We start from the raw sequence: 16,038 nt of genomic DNA, 5'->3' as shown, positions 1-16,038 counted from the left end.
TAAATAAGTGCTAGTAGTCTATTTTTGTTGTTTAAGAGTTTTGTGAGGAAATAATTATATCCATTAGATATTTTTGTTTAAGTATAGTAAATATTATAAGTGAATGGCGAAAGGTTTGTTGTCAGCCTGAATTTATAAGCTTGTTTTGAATTTTAAAAATATAGATTACTTTTGTTTAGAATTTGTCTAAATAAAATTTTCAATAGCATTTAAAACCATTACAATTTTTATGAAAAGATCGATACTTTTTATCGTCTCAATCCTGCTGTTTTTCACAGCATTTGGCCAGAAGGCCGATCGTATATCCGGCAAAATCATGGTAGATCAGTCCGTTGTTGCCAAGGATGCCATTGTCCGACTATTAAATACATCTTACCAGGGGCGGACAAACGCTGCTGGAGAATTTTATTTAGACCATGTTCCTCCAGGTGATTATATTCTACAAGTCAGTCTAAATGATATTGAGTTATTGCGGGAAAATATTCATGTTGACAACCAGACAACTGTCCTTCCGACGATTTACGGGACTAAAAACAATTATTATCTGGATGGGGTGACCGTATATGGTTATCGACGCAATAAATTCTTGGAACGCGATAGTTCGAAAGTTGCAAAGGTGCAGTTGGGCTATATGGAAAATCCACAGTCCTATTCCAATGTCAACAAAGAATTGATGAAAGAACAGTTGACCACTGATTTGTCGGAGGCTGTTAAAAACGTTGTGGGGATGGTAAAAGTGCAAGGAAGTCCAGGCCGTGGGTCAGATGGTGCTATTTATTACAATCTGCGTGGATTCCCAACGAAAATAGGTTTGGTGGATGGCCTCCCTGCAAACACGAATGGTGAAATTGATCCTGCGGATGTGGAACGTATCGAGGTTATAAAAGGTCCTTCAGGTACTTTGTATGGCGGAGCAGCGACCTCTTTCGGTGGTTTGGTCAACCTCGTCACGAAGAAACCTAAGGATTACTACGGCGGCCAAGTATCTTATTTATTTGGTAGCTATAACTTAAATCGCCTTACAGCCGATGTATTCGGACCTATCACCAGCAACCGTAAGACGCTGTTTCGTTTAAATACAGCCTATCAGTACCAAAACGGTTTCCGTGATTCGGAATTTAGAAAATCATTTTTTGTTGCGCCAACGTTTAACTATGAGGTCAATGATCGATTAACGTTTAATCTGGGAGCCCAGATATACAATTATGAGGGTACCAATACCCCCATAATCTTTCTCACACGCACACGCCAGTTTTTTGCAAAGAGACCTCAAGACCTTGGATTTGACTGGAATAGATCCTATTCGAACAATGATATTACGCTGAAAGCCCCGTCCATCAATATCAAAGGTGAGGTAAATTATAAGATTTCAGATAATTGGACTTCGCAGACGTTGATATCCAGAAATTTCAGAAAAACAGAAGGTATGTACCAATACCAATTTATTCGGGGCAAGGAAAGTGATGCTCTACTTGAACGCAATGTCCAATGGCAGAATACCGAAGGAAGTTCTACGAGTATCCAGCAAAATTTCAATGGAAGCTTCCAGATCGGAAATGTTAAGAATAAAATTTTGATCGGGGTAGATTATCTGAACCAGACCTTACGGAATAATAATTCACCTATTGTTGTGTTTGATACCATCAATGCGCTGGATTTAGAAAAAGGTTATTTGCCTATTTCCAATCAACTGGCCTCGCAAAAAATACAACTGTCTACAAGACCACTACAACGTAACTATTCTTCAAGCAACATCTATGGTGCTTATATATCCGATGTACTGTCTCTGACAGATCGTCTAACAACTATTTTGAGCTTACGAGTAGACCATTATAATAGCCGTGGTCAATTGAACTTAAGTACAAATATAAGAGAGGCCAACTTCAAACAAACGGCACTTTCACCTAAGTTTGGAGTTGTATACCAGGTTCTTAAAGATAAATTGTCGGCCTATGGTAATTATATGAATAGCTTTAGTTATGTGCCCCCAGCTCTAGAGAATCCTGAGGGACAAAGAGAGATGAAACCGCAATTGGCCAATCAATGGGAAGCAGGGATCAAAACCAATTTCTGGAATAACCGTTTTAATTTTACGGCTTCTTATTACGATATTGTCGTGAATAATATGACTCGTCTGGCTGCCAATGACGGTCCTAAGATAACAATTCAGGATGGGGAACAACGCAGCAAAGGTGTTGAGTTGGAACTGATTACCAATCCGATCAAAGGGTTGAATATTCTTACGGGCTATACTTATAATGATAGTAGATTTCAACGGGCAGATTCTACGGTAGAAGGGCGCCGTCCTGCTTCTGCAGGTCCTGCACAAGTTTTTAACTCCTGGATCAGCTATGTTTTACAGACTCCAAAACTACAGGGACTGGGTTTTGGATTTGGTGTCAATCACGTTGGAAAGCAGGTTTCGGCTGATAATTCTATAACAGGGAAATTTACATTTCCGGCGTATACGTTGATTAATGCTTCGATCTCTCTTGAACGTGATTTCTATCGTTTTGGTGTCAAGATGAACAACATCAGCAATGCACATTATTTTTCTGGACAAGGGGTAGTTGTCGCCCAAATGCCGAGGAATTTTGCTGCCGAGCTGAGTCTCAAATTCTAGCAAAATTGCAATAAAAAAATACTGAAAATACCATGTCCCCAAAAGTGTTCAACTTTTTGGGGACATTTTATTGTGAGCTGGACGTATTGTATTGTATTGTATTGTATTGTATTGTATAGCGATGGTGCTATTTTATTTCAAATTCAGTGTAGATTGTTCTTTTAAATTCGAGCACCTCAGGCGCTATTTTAAAACCTTCCCCGCCATAAGCTTTACTAAATGTTTCTAAAGCCATCCCGGTTCTGTTACCCGTAGATTCATTGGAAGGGCTGCCATCGTTTGACAGGAACAAGAGTTTACCAATTTTTACATCGGCTCTCGAAGCCAGCTTTTGGGCGGATTTTAGTGCGTCGTCATAGGCAATCAGGTCTGCTTCCCGTAGAATACTGTCGGCTTTGGAGTGGGCAAATGAAATGGAACCAATTCCGCTTATTTTTGTCTCGAGTAATTTTCCAGTTAATTCAGTGAATTTGGATAGATCATGTAGGACAAAATCGATAGTCTGCTGTGCTTGGTAGCCGACAAATTTAGTCGTATTTCCAATATATTGATAGTCTTTATTGGCTGATACACTGCTTGTCTTTATATCTTCCTTTTTATTCCCGTATTTTCCAAGTATAGCAATGACACTATCTACGGTATTTTGTGTTTCCCTTACAGCGTCTACCATCCTCGGTTTTGTAAATGCCGTATTTATAGTGAGTGTAACTTGGTCCGGCATTATCCTAATTTTTCCTTCACCGCTGACCCGTATCCGGTTTTGATTGTCATTGGAGACAGACTGGCAGGATATCATAAATAAGAAACCACTACTGACAACTAGCGATAAGAACTTTATTTTATTTCTCATATATCTATAATTATTAATCTGTATTTAGTTAGTACCTAGTCTAATATACTAAATTAATGGGAGAGCTGCTGTTGACCCAAAAAATCAAATCGGAAATAGCAAACAAAAAAGCAGGCACGATGAGCGCCTGCTTCACTATATAAAGGGTTGCTATTTTTAATAAATACTCTTCGAGTAGGTTTTAAGTTGCTTTTGTAAGGACTTGCGCGCCATATGGATACGTGTCTTTACAGTTCCTTCAGGTATTTGCAAGTGCTCCGCAATTTCATAATATTTGAACCCTTCCAAAAATAACGCAAAAGCATTGTAATAATCCTTTGGTAAATTATTGAGCGCATGCTGAATATCCGATGCCACAAAGTTATTTTCGCCACGGTTACGTGTAATTTCATTGACATAACCGGTGCTTATATATTCATTGCGGTAATTTTCCAGTCTCTTATTCCGTGTATACTGATTAATATATGTATTCTTCATAATGATATATAACCAGGACATGAGCTTAGGATGCTTTATAAACTTTTCTATGGAAGATAATGATCTAACCATAGTTTCTTGCACCAAGTCTTCTCTTTCATCTGGATCACTTGTAAATTGAGCAGCCAAATATTTTAATGTAGGTCTCTTTTCCTTAAACAGTTGATCGATTGTTGTATTTTCCATATTATCAATTTTTAAGTGTCTATCAGTGCCAAGGTTACTACAATTAGGGTGCTAGAAAAAAAAGATAAAAGTCAATGTTTTTAAATTTAAAATCGCGTTGAGTAATTTTGTTTCTGCTTTAATTGGCTGTAAATCAGTATTAATTGTCATTTAATTCAATGGTTGCACTGTCTGATTCGGGGATAAAATTAAGGTGTTTTTTACTTTAACAACAAGTGTTTACCTTGTTTAAATCCATTCTTTATCCCGTAGTACTACGTATTTATACGTAGTACTATAAACTATACAGCCATCTTTTAACGTTTTATCAGTTTTTAAAAACTGTTCGAGTTTGATAATGGTTATTAATCATAGGTACAAAAACGAGAATACTATGGGGAACGAAGACGAAAATTTATATATAGATCAATCACAGCGAAACGAAGGGGGGCATGATCTAAATCAGATTTGGGGTGGGAACCAAGAAGAATTTTACAAATCCATTATCCGGAGTCAACAAGAAGATTTCGGACGTATTGGGCGATACTTTAGGGACGAACTTGCGCAAGAAGTCTATGGTATGCGTATTTCGCTCCAGAATTTCACCAACAGACACGGTGATTTTGAAGAGTTACGTTGTTTACGTGACTCATTGACTTCTCTAGTAATCGAGCTGCGTAATAAAGCGACCTTGCTCTATAACCCTATCTTGAATGATCTCGGGATTTTCCATGCGATTGATGAAGTAGTGGCCTCCTATAAACAAAAGTTGAGTTTTACCATAGATATTATTCTCGATCCAAATTTAAAGGAACTTCAGCGTCATATTCAAGTTCGCCTTTTTAAGTTGCTTACAGCACTATTTGAATATTTGAAGGAGGAGATGCCTATTCAGGCAATTTCGATATCTGTGCAGCTCATCGATTTTGCAATCTTTATTAAGGTGTTACCCTATTTTAAAGAAGATAATTCATTACAGACACCAAAACGTGTGGATAGCCCATTGCGTTTAATAAAAATAACAGAGCTTTACAGTGCTCAAATTGTTAGTGACACCCTCGAAGAGGGTATAATTCTTAAATTAACTATTTAAAAAGACGATATGATAAAAATCCTATTGGTAGAAGACCATATGGTGGTGCGCAATGGTATTAAATTGCTTTTAGAATCCCAGGATAGTTTTGAAGTTGTTGGGGAGGCTTCCAATGGTAAGGAAGCGCTAGACTACCTGCAATCGAATCCAGATTCAGTTCCAGATATTATTTTGACGGATATCAGCATGGAGGAAATGGATGGTATAGCGCTTTTGCGGGTCTTATATAAGCAATATGGAAATATAAAAGTCGTCATCCTGTCGATGTTGAACCAGATTAATTATGTCATCGAAGGGTTTGAGTACGGCCTTATGGGATATTTGGTGAAAAACATTGGGTATAACGAATTACTTTTTGCGCTCAACCACATTGCAGCTGGTGGCCGATATATGAGTGAAGAGATCTCCATGTTGCTTTTGGAACATATACGTTCGGGGCAACGTTACGCGCAGGATCCGATAGGATCACGGGCAGATTTTGAAATTTCTGAACGTGAACTTGAAGTCTTGGGGCTTATCGCTGAAGGCTATACAAATATTGAAATTGCCGATAAGATCTTTTTGAGTAAGCGTACAGTGGAGGGCCATCGTCAAAATTTAATTGATAAAGCGGGTGTGAAAAATACAGCACATTTAGTGAAGTTTGCCTTCGAAAATGGGATATTGAATTAACCCTGATAATAAAAAAAAGATACAAATTGATCTTTCATTGATACGATAACACCTGTGATATAAAAATTATTTGTTCAATTTTAGTGTGAACTTAAATTGTATTCAGGTGAAACAGATGAAATTTTATGTATTGCTTTTTATTCTCAGTGTGATAGATTCGTTGAGCTACGCAACAGGGCATGGTATTTTTACACAGTCTCCAACCGATTCTATGGCCAGGTCAGTGACATTAGAAAATGGTATTTTTCAGGCGGATCCCACCATTTTCTACGATAACGGTTATTACTATTTATATGGTACCAATGGTGATGGCGATAAACAGTTAGGCTTTAAAGTATATCGGTCTAAAGACTTGAAACAATGGGCGGGACCCATTGGTGCAAAAGCCGGATTTGCATTGGTAAAAGAAGATGTATTTGGAACCAAAGGCTTTTGGGCACCTCAAGTCTGGTCGGAGCAAGGCAAATTTTACATGGCTTATACGGCTGATGAGCAAATTGCCATCGCTATCAGCGATTCTCCAATGGGTCCTTTTAAACAGGTCATTGCCAAAACGCTTATTGATGGCGGAAAGCAGATTGATCCCTATGTTTTTAGGGATAGCGATGGTAAAAAATATTTGTTTCATGTGAGATTGGTGGAAGGAAACCGCATCTTCGTTGCGGAATTAAAAGATGACTATTCAGGAATCAAAAAAGAGACATTAAAAGAATGTTTGCATGCTGAAAAAGCTTGGGAGAATACTGCTGGTTCAACATGGTCAGTCAGTGAGGGACCTACTGTTGTAAAGCAAGGCAATCATTATTATATGTTTTATTCGGCCAATGATTTTAGAAATAAAGACTATGCCGTAGGTGTTGCGGTAGCGGACAATGTGTATGGTCCCTGGAAAAAAATTGAAACAAATCCTTTATTGAGCCAGCATACAAGCGGATTTGCCGGTACTGGCCATGGTGATTTATTCCAAAAAGGACAACAATGGTATTATATATGTCATACACATTATTCTGACACTCAAGTTGCTCCAAGACGTACAGCTATTGTACCTATTGATCTTGCTTCTGATAGACAAAGTGATATTGCAATTCCCAAATTTGACAGTTCCAAGTTCAGGTTGCTTGAGCTTGTCAACAAATCTGACGAGCCTATTGATGTCGCTTTTGGTGACCCTTTTATTTTATATGATCAACCTACAGATCTATATTATCTATACGGAACGGGAGGCACAGAAAATGGGTTTATAGCATACAGTTCTAAAGATCTAAGGCATTGGAAGGAAGCGGGGAAAGTGTATGATGGCAAACAGGCCAAAGGATGGGGGGTCAAGGACTTTTGGGCGCCAGAGGTGTACGCCATCAATAATAAATACTATATGTATTATAGTGCGCACTGGAAGGAAAACCCTGGAAATAAGCTGGAGAATTATCGTATTGGTGTCGCCGTAGCGGATAGTCCTTTGGGACCATTTATAGATTTGACAGGTAAACCATTATTTGACCCTGGATATCCTATTATTGATGCGAATGTCTTTCGGGATGTCGACAATAGAAATTATTTATTTTATTCGCGTTGCTGCTATGAACATCCCGTTGCCTCCGAAATTGCCGATTGGGCCAAGTCTAAATGGGGGTACAATGCTATTGAGGAAAGCTGGGTTTATGGCATCGAGCTTGACAGTAGTATGCAGCACGTGATTGGAAAGCCGGTACTTTTAATACGTCCTCCCGCGCGCATGAGTGATGCACAATCGGAATGGGAAAGTCGGTCGGTGTCTTCTGGCGAAATTAACAGAAGGTGGACAGAAGGATCCTTCTTAATCCACGCAAAAGGACAATATTATATGATGTATTCTGCAAATTATTTTGCGGGAGCAAATTATGCTGTTGGTTATGCTACCGCTAAATCTCCGTTGGGAAGCTATGAAAAATCACAAACGAATCCGATTATTGAAAAAAATACGGATAGAGGAGGGATCGTGTCAGGTACAGGACACAACAGCATCTTTAGAGACCGCGAAGGCAAACTTCGATGTGTCTATCATGGACGAACAACAAAAACCGGAGATAAACGGATGGTATTTATCCGTGACATCGATTTTAGCCAAAATAATCAGCTACGCGTTCTTACAGATTGACCTTAGCGGTTAATCTGTATTTTTTTTTGTTTACTGCTTTTTTCCTCTCCACCTGACTTTTTATCAATTTGATGTAGCCTATCACTACTGTCATTGTCTTCATCTTGATGATTGCGCCTAAGTTCCCCTTCGGTAAGTGTATTCGTTTTTTCGAGGTCCTCTATTGACGTTTTCATGGCAGGAGTTGCATTTAAAGCGGGAATATGGCCTTCCGTAAAGAGACATTTACGATACCATCTATTGCTGAAATAATATAAAATAATCAAACCTTGTTTCACTATCGAATGCTGTAATGTCTTTTCCATTATTTTGATGATTGAATGCAATTGCTATATCGTTTATAACTATAGCTTTTATTAAAGGAACAATTACAAAGGGCAATTGGTTTAAACTAATCCAATTCAAACGACTTCTGCATGACGAGGGTTCTATAGATGTTGGATCAACGAAACAGATTATGATGAAGGTACCTTATGTTTTAAATTGTATACTAGCTCTAGTAACACAACCATCGGAACAAACGGAAGCGTTAAATACCGGGAATTCAAATGAATGGTATGCCGAACCAGGTATTTGGCTTTTTATTCTCATTTTTATTTTTGTGATAACCCTGGTTGTTTACCGAAAATTAACGAAGAAGAACTAGTATTGATCTTTTTGGGCAGAACTCCAACACGTCAATCATCAGCAATATGATTAGCTCCGGAGCGGTTTCTAGCAGTCATATTCTCCGAAGCTACGTAAATCAATCATTGAGCATATGATCCGGAAAAGGTGCCACAATAGGGAAATATAAGTGGACTGTTGTTCCTAAACCAACGGTGGATTCGATCTCTATTGTACCTCCCAAACGTTCCATGACGCGTTTAACAAGCGATAGTCCGATCCCTGTACCTGGAATACCCGAGACGTTGTCAGCACGGGAAAACATTTCATAGATATGTGGCAGATGCTCCTCAGGGATGCCTATACCATTATCTTTGATGCAATAATAAGTCATATCGTCCTGATTTGTACTTTCAATTTTAATCGCAGGTTTGTCCGATTGAGCAGAATATTTGATCGCGTTAACAATAAGATTGGTAAAGATCTGGTAGACGGCACTCTTTTCGCCCCAAATCGGTAGTAATTGCCCAAAATATGACTGACAATCAGGTGTATTATAAAGGGTTTTGTTTTCCTGGAAAATACGCTGCAGTGTGTAAGCCATGGGAAGTGGTTCTTTGTCCAAAACGCTCGCACGGTGTTGACTCAATTGGACCATATTGTTGATGATGTCTTCGATATTGGAAACACTCCTGCTGAAATTTTGATACCATTTGTTCGTTTTTGAAAGATCAATATCGTCGGAATGCTGCTGCAGAAATTGTATACCCATTTTTAAGATTGACAAGGGGTTTTTCAGATCGTGCGATAGGGTATAAGTAAACATTTCTAATTCATTGTTCAGGCTCAACAGTTCTTCGTTGAGTAACTGTCTTTCTCTGAGCTTTCTAAATATAGATTCTTTGATAATCTGGTTCAATCGTAGCACAAAATTGATTTCAGCATCGTTCCATGGCTTTGCTACATCATAACGAACATCCTCCCAGAGCTCCAAATAATCCGGCTTTCGACGGTGTTTTTGATCCTGCCGGATTTGCATGACACGACTTTGGCTTGCTTTTCTGAACCATACAAGGTAATAATCACTTTCTATGCCGACCTTGAGGTACATCAGACCTGCAAAATTCAATTTTTCTTTAAAATGATTCTGATGATTTAATGTAAAATTGTAATCCTTGAATAAAGCTTTATCACTATGCGTTTGCAGGAATTGAATGATTTCATAAAACAGCGTTTTATGTGGTGTATGCCCATGGTTAAATACATCGCCCTGATTAAATATAGACAGGCCGTCCGCATTGACCAATTGCATGAGGGTATCTATATGCTGAACCAAAGCACAATTGACCATTTTATTCTCAGATAGGCTTTTTTTTAGTTCTACTTCTGCGCTATTAAGGAGTTCTGTTCTTTCAAGTAGATTTTGTTTAACATGGCTTTCATATTTGTTGGTAGCGGCTTGAATAGCAAAAGTACAAAGCTTCCGTTGTTGCAGATCTATCACTTTTTCTTCTGCATGCTGCGCTACAACCAGCCCCCAAAATTCGTCATCTATACAAATACGGAAAAATAAGGCACTTTGGACATTGATCTTTTCCAGAAAAAGACGATGGAGATGGGGGAGTGGGCAGAGCAAACTGGAAAGCGTATCAATGCTGTCCTCTATATAAACAAAATTCTGGTCATTTTTCTTAACATTGGGGATATAACGATACGAATAGTTACTATAATATTCCATCGCCTCTTTGGGCATGAAATCTTTAGAAAATTCTTTCCCTCTAAAATAAGGTTTGCCATCAGAAGTATGTTCGGCAATCACTTCACTATATCCCGTTTCTTGAACCTGAAGAACAAAAACACGATCGTAATTCAATAATTTATTGATGGCCAAACAGACCCGGTCCCAGTTATTAGGTTGGATGGTGTCAAGTAAGAAGTTGAATTCGTTTATCTTTCTTGCGGATATATATTTTTTGTGCTGTTGCTCCCATTCAATATAAAAATGGCCTTGGTATATTTTAAGTTTAAAATAGACACGTTCTTGGAATATCTTAATAGGTAGAATATGACGTGATTGTCCATTTTCCCGCAACTCACTCAAGGCAGTCGCTATTTTTTGAATAGTATCACCAAAGGCTACAGCAAAACTTTCAAAAAAGTTTGTCCCCAATAGTGCGGAAGTAGAAAGGGCAGCTTTTTCAGCTGCAAACTCACTCAAAGCCACAATAGTAAATTGTTCATCCAAAACAACAAGACTACCAAAATGCTGAAGATTGATCGTATTTTGATTGTTAGATTGAAAAGCAGTATTCATACGTAACCCAAAAACTCCTTATGATATAGCCTAAATATACGAAAAAATTAACACAATTTGAATGGTGATTTATATCAAATAGGATATTCTCACCAGATGCATTTCGGTATTTGAAATTACTAGCCTTAAAGGAAATATATTGTATTTTTCCTTCGTCCGCTATGTTCGCTTTATTTCTGTTCCCTGCGGATATGGTTTGCAAGACCTTTGACAAGCAGTTTCCACTGCGGATAGGATGCACCTATTTTAGCAGCCATCCCAATGATTAAGTTTCTGATATTGTCCCCAAGGCTATGGTTTTCCACGTTGATAATCTCGTTTCGTCCCGCATACTGAATTAAAATGCTGTTGCGTCGTTGTTCTACGAGAAAGGTAGAGGAGGAGATCCCTTCAAAAAAGTGGGCTGTATCTTTATTTTCCGGATGTTGTGGGTCTGGGCAAGGTTTTAGGGTTAAGGCATATAGTTTATATTCGGCCGTTGAATCCTGGATGATATTAACGACATTGACCCAGTCATATCCAGCACTGCTGGGAAGGCCGGGACCAGGGATATTCAGCCTAATATAGTCATGTAGCGCCAATGGACGGTCAATAGGCAGCCCAACACTGTTCGTTAATTGAAAAGTCGTCGCTGGAATTGTGGCTAGCTCATACCAGTGATTGACATTAGAGAGACTAGAACATGCGGAATCAAAGGCCAGGTCAGCCATTGTGGTACTCTCAAAATCAATGGATTCGAAGCAATCCAGTTTTCTTCCTTCTTTTTGTTCAGGAATAATATTTTTCATGCCTTTTTGATAAAGAACATTATTCGATTCAATTTAGTTTGATGCGAACAATTGTAAATTATTTATTGACAAAATCTTTTTCTGATAAGGGCAAATCTGCGAAGTGCCTATGGTATACCATGGCGCGTTGGAGTATGTTAAATGGAACTTTAGGAAACAGCAATCCAAACTTTTCCTTTCGTATTTGGTTATTAGGGCATTTGCTTGTCACTTATTATGGATTTAAAATCTAATGAACCTTTTTGGTTGATAAAAAATGGGCTTTTGGCGACTTATCCCTCCCTGCATCAGGACAAAACCTGCGATATTTTAATTGTTGGCGGTGGAATCACTGGCGCCCTCATTGCACATCAATGTATGGCGATGGGGAAGAACTGTGTGCTTATTGATAAACGCGAGATCGCTAATGGAAGCTCAGCAGCAACAACGTCCATGTTGCAATATGAGATTGATACACCGCTCTATGAATTAAAGAAACTAATCGGTGAAGAGGGCGCTATTGCTAGTTATAAGGCCTGTAGCAAAGCAATAGATGACATTGGTTTACTTACACGGAAAATCAAATCTAAAGCCGGTTTTCGCGCAAAGGAATCCTTATATTATGCCGCACGTAAAAAGGATATTCCATGGCTAAAACAGGAATTTAATGCGCGGGAATCTGCAGGATTTGCCGTCAACTGGCTATCTGCGGACGAAATTCAAGCGCAATATGGGCTAGCGAATGCGTATGGTGGGATACTTTCCGGACAGGGCGCTAGTATGGATGCTTTTTGTTTTACCCATGAACTATTGGTTTATAATGTAAAAGCGGGATTGGAGGTATTTGATAAGACGGAACTTGTCTCTGTTAAAAGCAATGGGCAGAGCACTGTGGCTACAGTATCTACAGGTGCAATGATCCGCACAAAAAAAATTATATATTGCACGGGCTATGAGACTGTTTCGGTTATTCCTGAGAAGTTTGTGGACTTGTTAAGTACCTTCGCGATTGTCTCCGAAGTGGACTCTTCATTGTATCAACAGTACAAAGACGTATTGATCTGGAACACTTCCGACCCTTACCTCTATATGCGTACGACCGATGACGGTCGATTTTTGATCGGGGGGGAGGATGAGGAGTTTCGCGATCCACAGAAGCGAGATGCCTTAATTGCCAAAAAGTCGGATAAGTTAGGAAAGTCTTTCCAGAAGATCTTCAATAAACCTTTTTTAACAGATTTTACCTGGGCTGGAACTTTTGGGGTAACCAAGGATGGTCTGCCGTATATTGGTGAACATAAGGCGTTTAAAAATAGTTATTTTGTCTGTGGTTTTGGTGGTAATGGGATTACATTTTCGGTCACTGCAATGGAAATGGTGGCCTTTTGGTTAGAAAATAGAAAGCACCCCCTGTCCGAATGGTTTAAGTTTGGACGATAGCGAATTAGCTATATTTTAACAGAAAACGAAACAGTTTGTTTTCTAGCTTGCTAAGCGTCAATTTTTCCTTGATAAATGGAAATCTTCCTTCCATAAATGTCATCTGTATAGCTGGATGGATATAATAATTTTCAGAAACTGTTTTGGTATTGCCCAGCTGCTTAGCGACTGTCTTTATAACCCCATTCAGCTGTTTTTTTCGTGTATTTAAATCATCCCCTTGGTTTGTTTGGGATAAAAGGTTAAACGCTTCGCGGCTGGCGCCCCAAATACGGATATCTTTACAGCTGATCTGGCCGGGACAATGATCCCGTAGATAAGCATTGAATATGCGACCGCAAAATCTACTTTCACAAGATGTTTTATCAAGCTGAAAAAGCCTTTTCCCTTTAAACTGGAGTAGTTCGCTCAGTAATTTCGCTTGCTGCTTGTCTTTCCAGGATTTTTCCTGAAAGACACCCTTTTTACCCTTATAGGCTAAGATGATTGTATTGTCGGTTATTTTTACATGTCTTTTTTCGAGTGTACTGAGCCCATAAGACTTGTTTTCTAACGTATAGCGCTTGTTTCCAATCCGTACAAGTGTACTATCCATTATCTTAAAGGCAATTGCACATAGTTTTTCCATATCCCAGTCCTGATGTTTCAAATGTCGGGAGGTTATTTTTCTGAGATCTTGCAGATACTGTCCCATATAAAGAATATGCCTAAATTTCTCTGTTTGTTTTTGCTGAACAAATTTACGATGATAGATGTATTGTTTACGGTCCTTCCGGTCAAAACCATAAGCTTGTAGATCACTCCCCGCATTTTTTGAAATCCAAACAGCTTTCCAATTTGGCGGAATAACCAAATGATTTATTCTGTCCAATACCTTTGTATCGGTAATCGCCTTACCTGAGTCATCAAAGTATTTAAAGTTTTGTTTAACTTTACGTCTTGTGTATCCTTTGGTATTTATTATCTTCATACAGGTAGTTTATGGAGCTTAATTATGCTGTATTTTAATACAAAGATCCTCATTTGTTGAGATAATAAGGATCTTAGGTCTTCGGATAAAAGCAAGATTAATTAAGATGCATTATCCCGTAATGTTTTGATGTATCCATGCGCTTCAAGTTGTATGGCGAGCTGTTTTTCAATCAGAAGTAAAAGATCGTGTGTAATTTCCCAATCTTGATTGTCAACAACATCTTTATAGGTCTTCTTAAAAGCATCTTCGCCTTGTTCACAACTTGATAATAGACTTTTTTCGTCGTTTCCTGAAATGACAGATTTGATATCCATCCATATCCTAAAGAGTTTTCCACTGACCATTGTACCATCAGTAGCCGCCTTAGCTTGTTGCTCTAAATACGGTTTGAGCTCCTCAATAAATAGCTCGGATTGACTCATGTATTCAACAAAGATGTCATTTAAGCTATCGATATGGAGTCGTGTTGCGATTTCAATTGCTTTTTTATACCCGGCAATACGATCATTATTGATTTGTATCAAGTCATTGATTAATGTACTATCATTGATTGTTATCGTTTCCATGTCGTATGATTTTTATGTGATTAAATTATTTCTCAATCTAAGAACTGATTCAGGAACTGTTCCGTTGAGAAAAAAAGAAGTACGCGTATTTCTACCCTGTTAATTAATGGGTAAAATGCGGAGCTAAGATCTATCAGTCGGTTGGGGTATTGCACAGACAAAAAAGAGATCACTTTATTCAGTTAAAGTGATCTCTTTATTTGTATGTATTTTACTTTGTTTTATTTAAAGAAGCAGGTTTCTTTTCCTCTTCAATATTCTCCTTAGTTTGTTTTTTATTTGTTGGAGTGGTTGTAGCTGACAGAACGATTGTCTTATTATTTCCCTTTCCGATAGGACCACCACAAATAATCAGCAAAACCGACATATAGTGCTGATCGAATTTATTGATTTTAGGATTCATATGGCTATTTTTTTAGTGTACTGACAAATCTTTATACAGGACTTATGCTATGTTAACAGCAAAAATGATATTTGGTTTTATTTAAGTTGATATACTTTTAGCTGCTTTTGTAATTTCTTGCGTGTCATATGTATTCTCGTCTTTATTGTTCCTTCTGGCATCCCAAAATAGGAGGCAATTTCATGATATTTATAACCTTCCAAGAATAACTGGAAGATTTGGTAATTTTCCTCCGAAAGGTTACACATCGCCTTTTCGATATCGTCTGATACGAACTTGTTTTCACCTTTATTCGATTCAGTTGTATTGTAAGCCTCGAGGCCAATGTAGGTTTCATGAATTTCGTTCGTTCGCTTGGCTTTGCGATACTGATTAATGTAAACATTCTTCATGATCACGTATAGCCAGGACATTAATTTGGGATGCTTAATAAAGTCATCGATCGACTTCAATGCGCGAATAAGTGTTTCCTGAATCAAGTCCTCCTTTTCGTCAGGATCGGTAGTGAATTTTCCTGCGAAATGTTTTAATAAGCTTCTTTTTTCTTCGACCAGCAAGTTTAAATTGGGATTGTTCATGATATCTTTCGTTTATTAAAATGATTGATTTTCTTGAAAGGTTGGTGCAATTAGAGTGCTAATTTTTACTGAAATTGAGCTGTTAATCTTTGTTTAAACAGCTAACTGCGGGAAATACGTATAACCGTATTTTGACACCTTGTAGCTGAAACGCTACAATAGAGGCTAGTTTATTCGAAAAATAAAGCCTTAATGACTGTCTGCCCAAACTTTTTTTTGCAGGTCAATAGGGTATTTATTCCCTTAAAAAATGTCCTAATTACGGGGCTTGATAATGAAAATTTAATCGCGTAAACTGTCTGCCTTTGTAGCCAATTGGAACAGTTTTTCATTTTTTATTGAACTAAAGATTCTTGAACAGGGTTATTTTAATAAAG

Annotated in this window: 14 protein-coding genes; 5 read left to right on the top strand and 9 right to left on the bottom strand. The window is 38.1% G+C overall.

The window, feature by feature from the left end:
• Window positions 1-229: 229 nt before the first annotated feature.
• Complete coding sequence (locus DFQ12_RS05025) at window positions 230-2,623, top strand: TonB-dependent receptor (protein ID WP_120257902.1); 2,394 nt, start codon at window positions 230-232, stop codon at window positions 2,621-2,623.
• Window positions 2,624-2,750: 127 nt separating this feature from the next.
• Here the strand turns inward: DFQ12_RS05025 and DFQ12_RS05020 are convergent, their stop codons facing one another.
• Window positions 2,751-3,473 carry an SIMPL domain-containing protein gene (locus DFQ12_RS05020; protein ID WP_120257901.1) on the bottom strand — a complete coding sequence of 241 codons (723 nt, stop codon included), beginning with the start codon at window positions 3,471-3,473 and terminating at the stop codon, window positions 2,751-2,753.
• A gap of 156 nt (window positions 3,474-3,629) precedes the next feature.
• Window positions 3,630-4,136, bottom strand: a complete 507-nt coding sequence (locus DFQ12_RS05015) for an RNA polymerase sigma factor (RefSeq protein WP_120257900.1) — start codon at window positions 4,134-4,136, stop codon at window positions 3,630-3,632.
• Window positions 4,137-4,509: 373 nt separating this feature from the next.
• Here DFQ12_RS05015 and DFQ12_RS05010 point away from each other — a divergent pair, with 373 nt between their 5' ends.
• The 3 genes from DFQ12_RS05010 to DFQ12_RS28260 all read left to right on the top strand — a co-directional run bounded on the left by DFQ12_RS05010 (window position 4,510) and on the right by DFQ12_RS28260 (window position 8,014).
• Window positions 4,510-5,208 carry a hypothetical protein gene (locus DFQ12_RS05010; protein WP_147420332.1) on the top strand — a complete coding sequence of 233 codons (699 nt, stop codon included), beginning with the start codon at window positions 4,510-4,512 and terminating at the stop codon, window positions 5,206-5,208.
• Window positions 5,209-5,217: 9 nt separating this feature from the next.
• Entirely contained in the window at window positions 5,218-5,880 is a 663-nt protein-coding gene (locus DFQ12_RS05005; protein WP_120257898.1) for a response regulator transcription factor, read from the top strand.
• Between the two features lie 115 nt (window positions 5,881-5,995).
• Window positions 5,996-8,014, top strand: a complete 2,019-nt coding sequence (locus DFQ12_RS28260) for a glycoside hydrolase family 43 protein (protein WP_244211727.1) — start codon at window positions 5,996-5,998, stop codon at window positions 8,012-8,014.
• A gap of 2 nt (window positions 8,015-8,016) precedes the next feature.
• Here the strand turns inward: DFQ12_RS28260 and DFQ12_RS04995 are convergent, their stop codons facing one another.
• The 3 genes from DFQ12_RS04995 to DFQ12_RS04980 form a co-directional block, all read right to left on the bottom strand.
• Complete coding sequence (locus tag DFQ12_RS04995; RefSeq protein ID WP_120257897.1) at window positions 8,017-8,319, bottom strand: hypothetical protein; 303 nt, start codon at window positions 8,317-8,319, stop codon at window positions 8,017-8,019.
• A gap of 440 nt (window positions 8,320-8,759) precedes the next feature.
• Window positions 8,760-10,934, bottom strand: coding sequence for a GAF domain-containing sensor histidine kinase (locus DFQ12_RS04985; protein ID WP_120257895.1), 2,175 nt, complete (start codon window positions 10,932-10,934; stop codon window positions 8,760-8,762).
• 170 nt (window positions 10,935-11,104) lie between these two features.
• A complete protein-coding gene (locus DFQ12_RS04980) occupies window positions 11,105-11,722 on the bottom strand; it encodes a hypothetical protein (protein WP_120257894.1) in 618 nt (205 codons plus the stop codon).
• A 216-nt stretch (window positions 11,723-11,938) separates the two neighbouring features.
• On the opposite strand from DFQ12_RS04980, the gene DFQ12_RS04970 reads away from it, so the two are divergent.
• On the top strand, window positions 11,939-13,141 hold the full coding sequence (locus tag DFQ12_RS04970) for an NAD(P)/FAD-dependent oxidoreductase (RefSeq protein ID WP_120257892.1): 1,203 nt from the start codon (window positions 11,939-11,941) through the stop codon (window positions 13,139-13,141).
• 4 nt (window positions 13,142-13,145) lie between these two features.
• Here the strand turns inward: DFQ12_RS04970 and DFQ12_RS04965 are convergent, their stop codons facing one another.
• The 4 genes from DFQ12_RS04965 to DFQ12_RS04950 form a co-directional block, all read right to left on the bottom strand.
• A complete protein-coding gene (locus tag DFQ12_RS04965) occupies window positions 13,146-14,111 on the bottom strand; it encodes a DNA topoisomerase IB (protein WP_120257891.1) in 966 nt (321 codons plus the stop codon).
• 101 nt (window positions 14,112-14,212) lie between these two features.
• Window positions 14,213-14,680, bottom strand: a complete 468-nt coding sequence (locus tag DFQ12_RS04960) for a ferritin-like domain-containing protein (protein ID WP_120257890.1) — start codon at window positions 14,678-14,680, stop codon at window positions 14,213-14,215.
• 211 nt (window positions 14,681-14,891) lie between these two features.
• On the bottom strand, window positions 14,892-15,083 hold the full coding sequence (locus DFQ12_RS04955) for a hypothetical protein (RefSeq protein ID WP_120257889.1): 192 nt from the start codon (window positions 15,081-15,083) through the stop codon (window positions 14,892-14,894).
• A 77-nt stretch (window positions 15,084-15,160) separates the two neighbouring features.
• Window positions 15,161-15,661 (bottom strand): RNA polymerase sigma factor, encoded by a 501-nt coding sequence (locus DFQ12_RS04950; protein ID WP_120257888.1) that lies wholly within the window; start codon window positions 15,659-15,661, stop codon window positions 15,161-15,163.
• Between the last annotated feature and the right edge of the window lie 377 nt (window positions 15,662-16,038).

The organism is Sphingobacterium detergens (genome assembly GCF_003610355.1).
GTDB classification, from domain to species: Bacteria; Bacteroidota; Bacteroidia; order Sphingobacteriales; family Sphingobacteriaceae; genus Sphingobacterium; species Sphingobacterium detergens.
The sequence above is the reverse complement of the archived record's forward strand: the minus strand, read 5'-3'. Positions and strand labels throughout refer to the sequence as shown.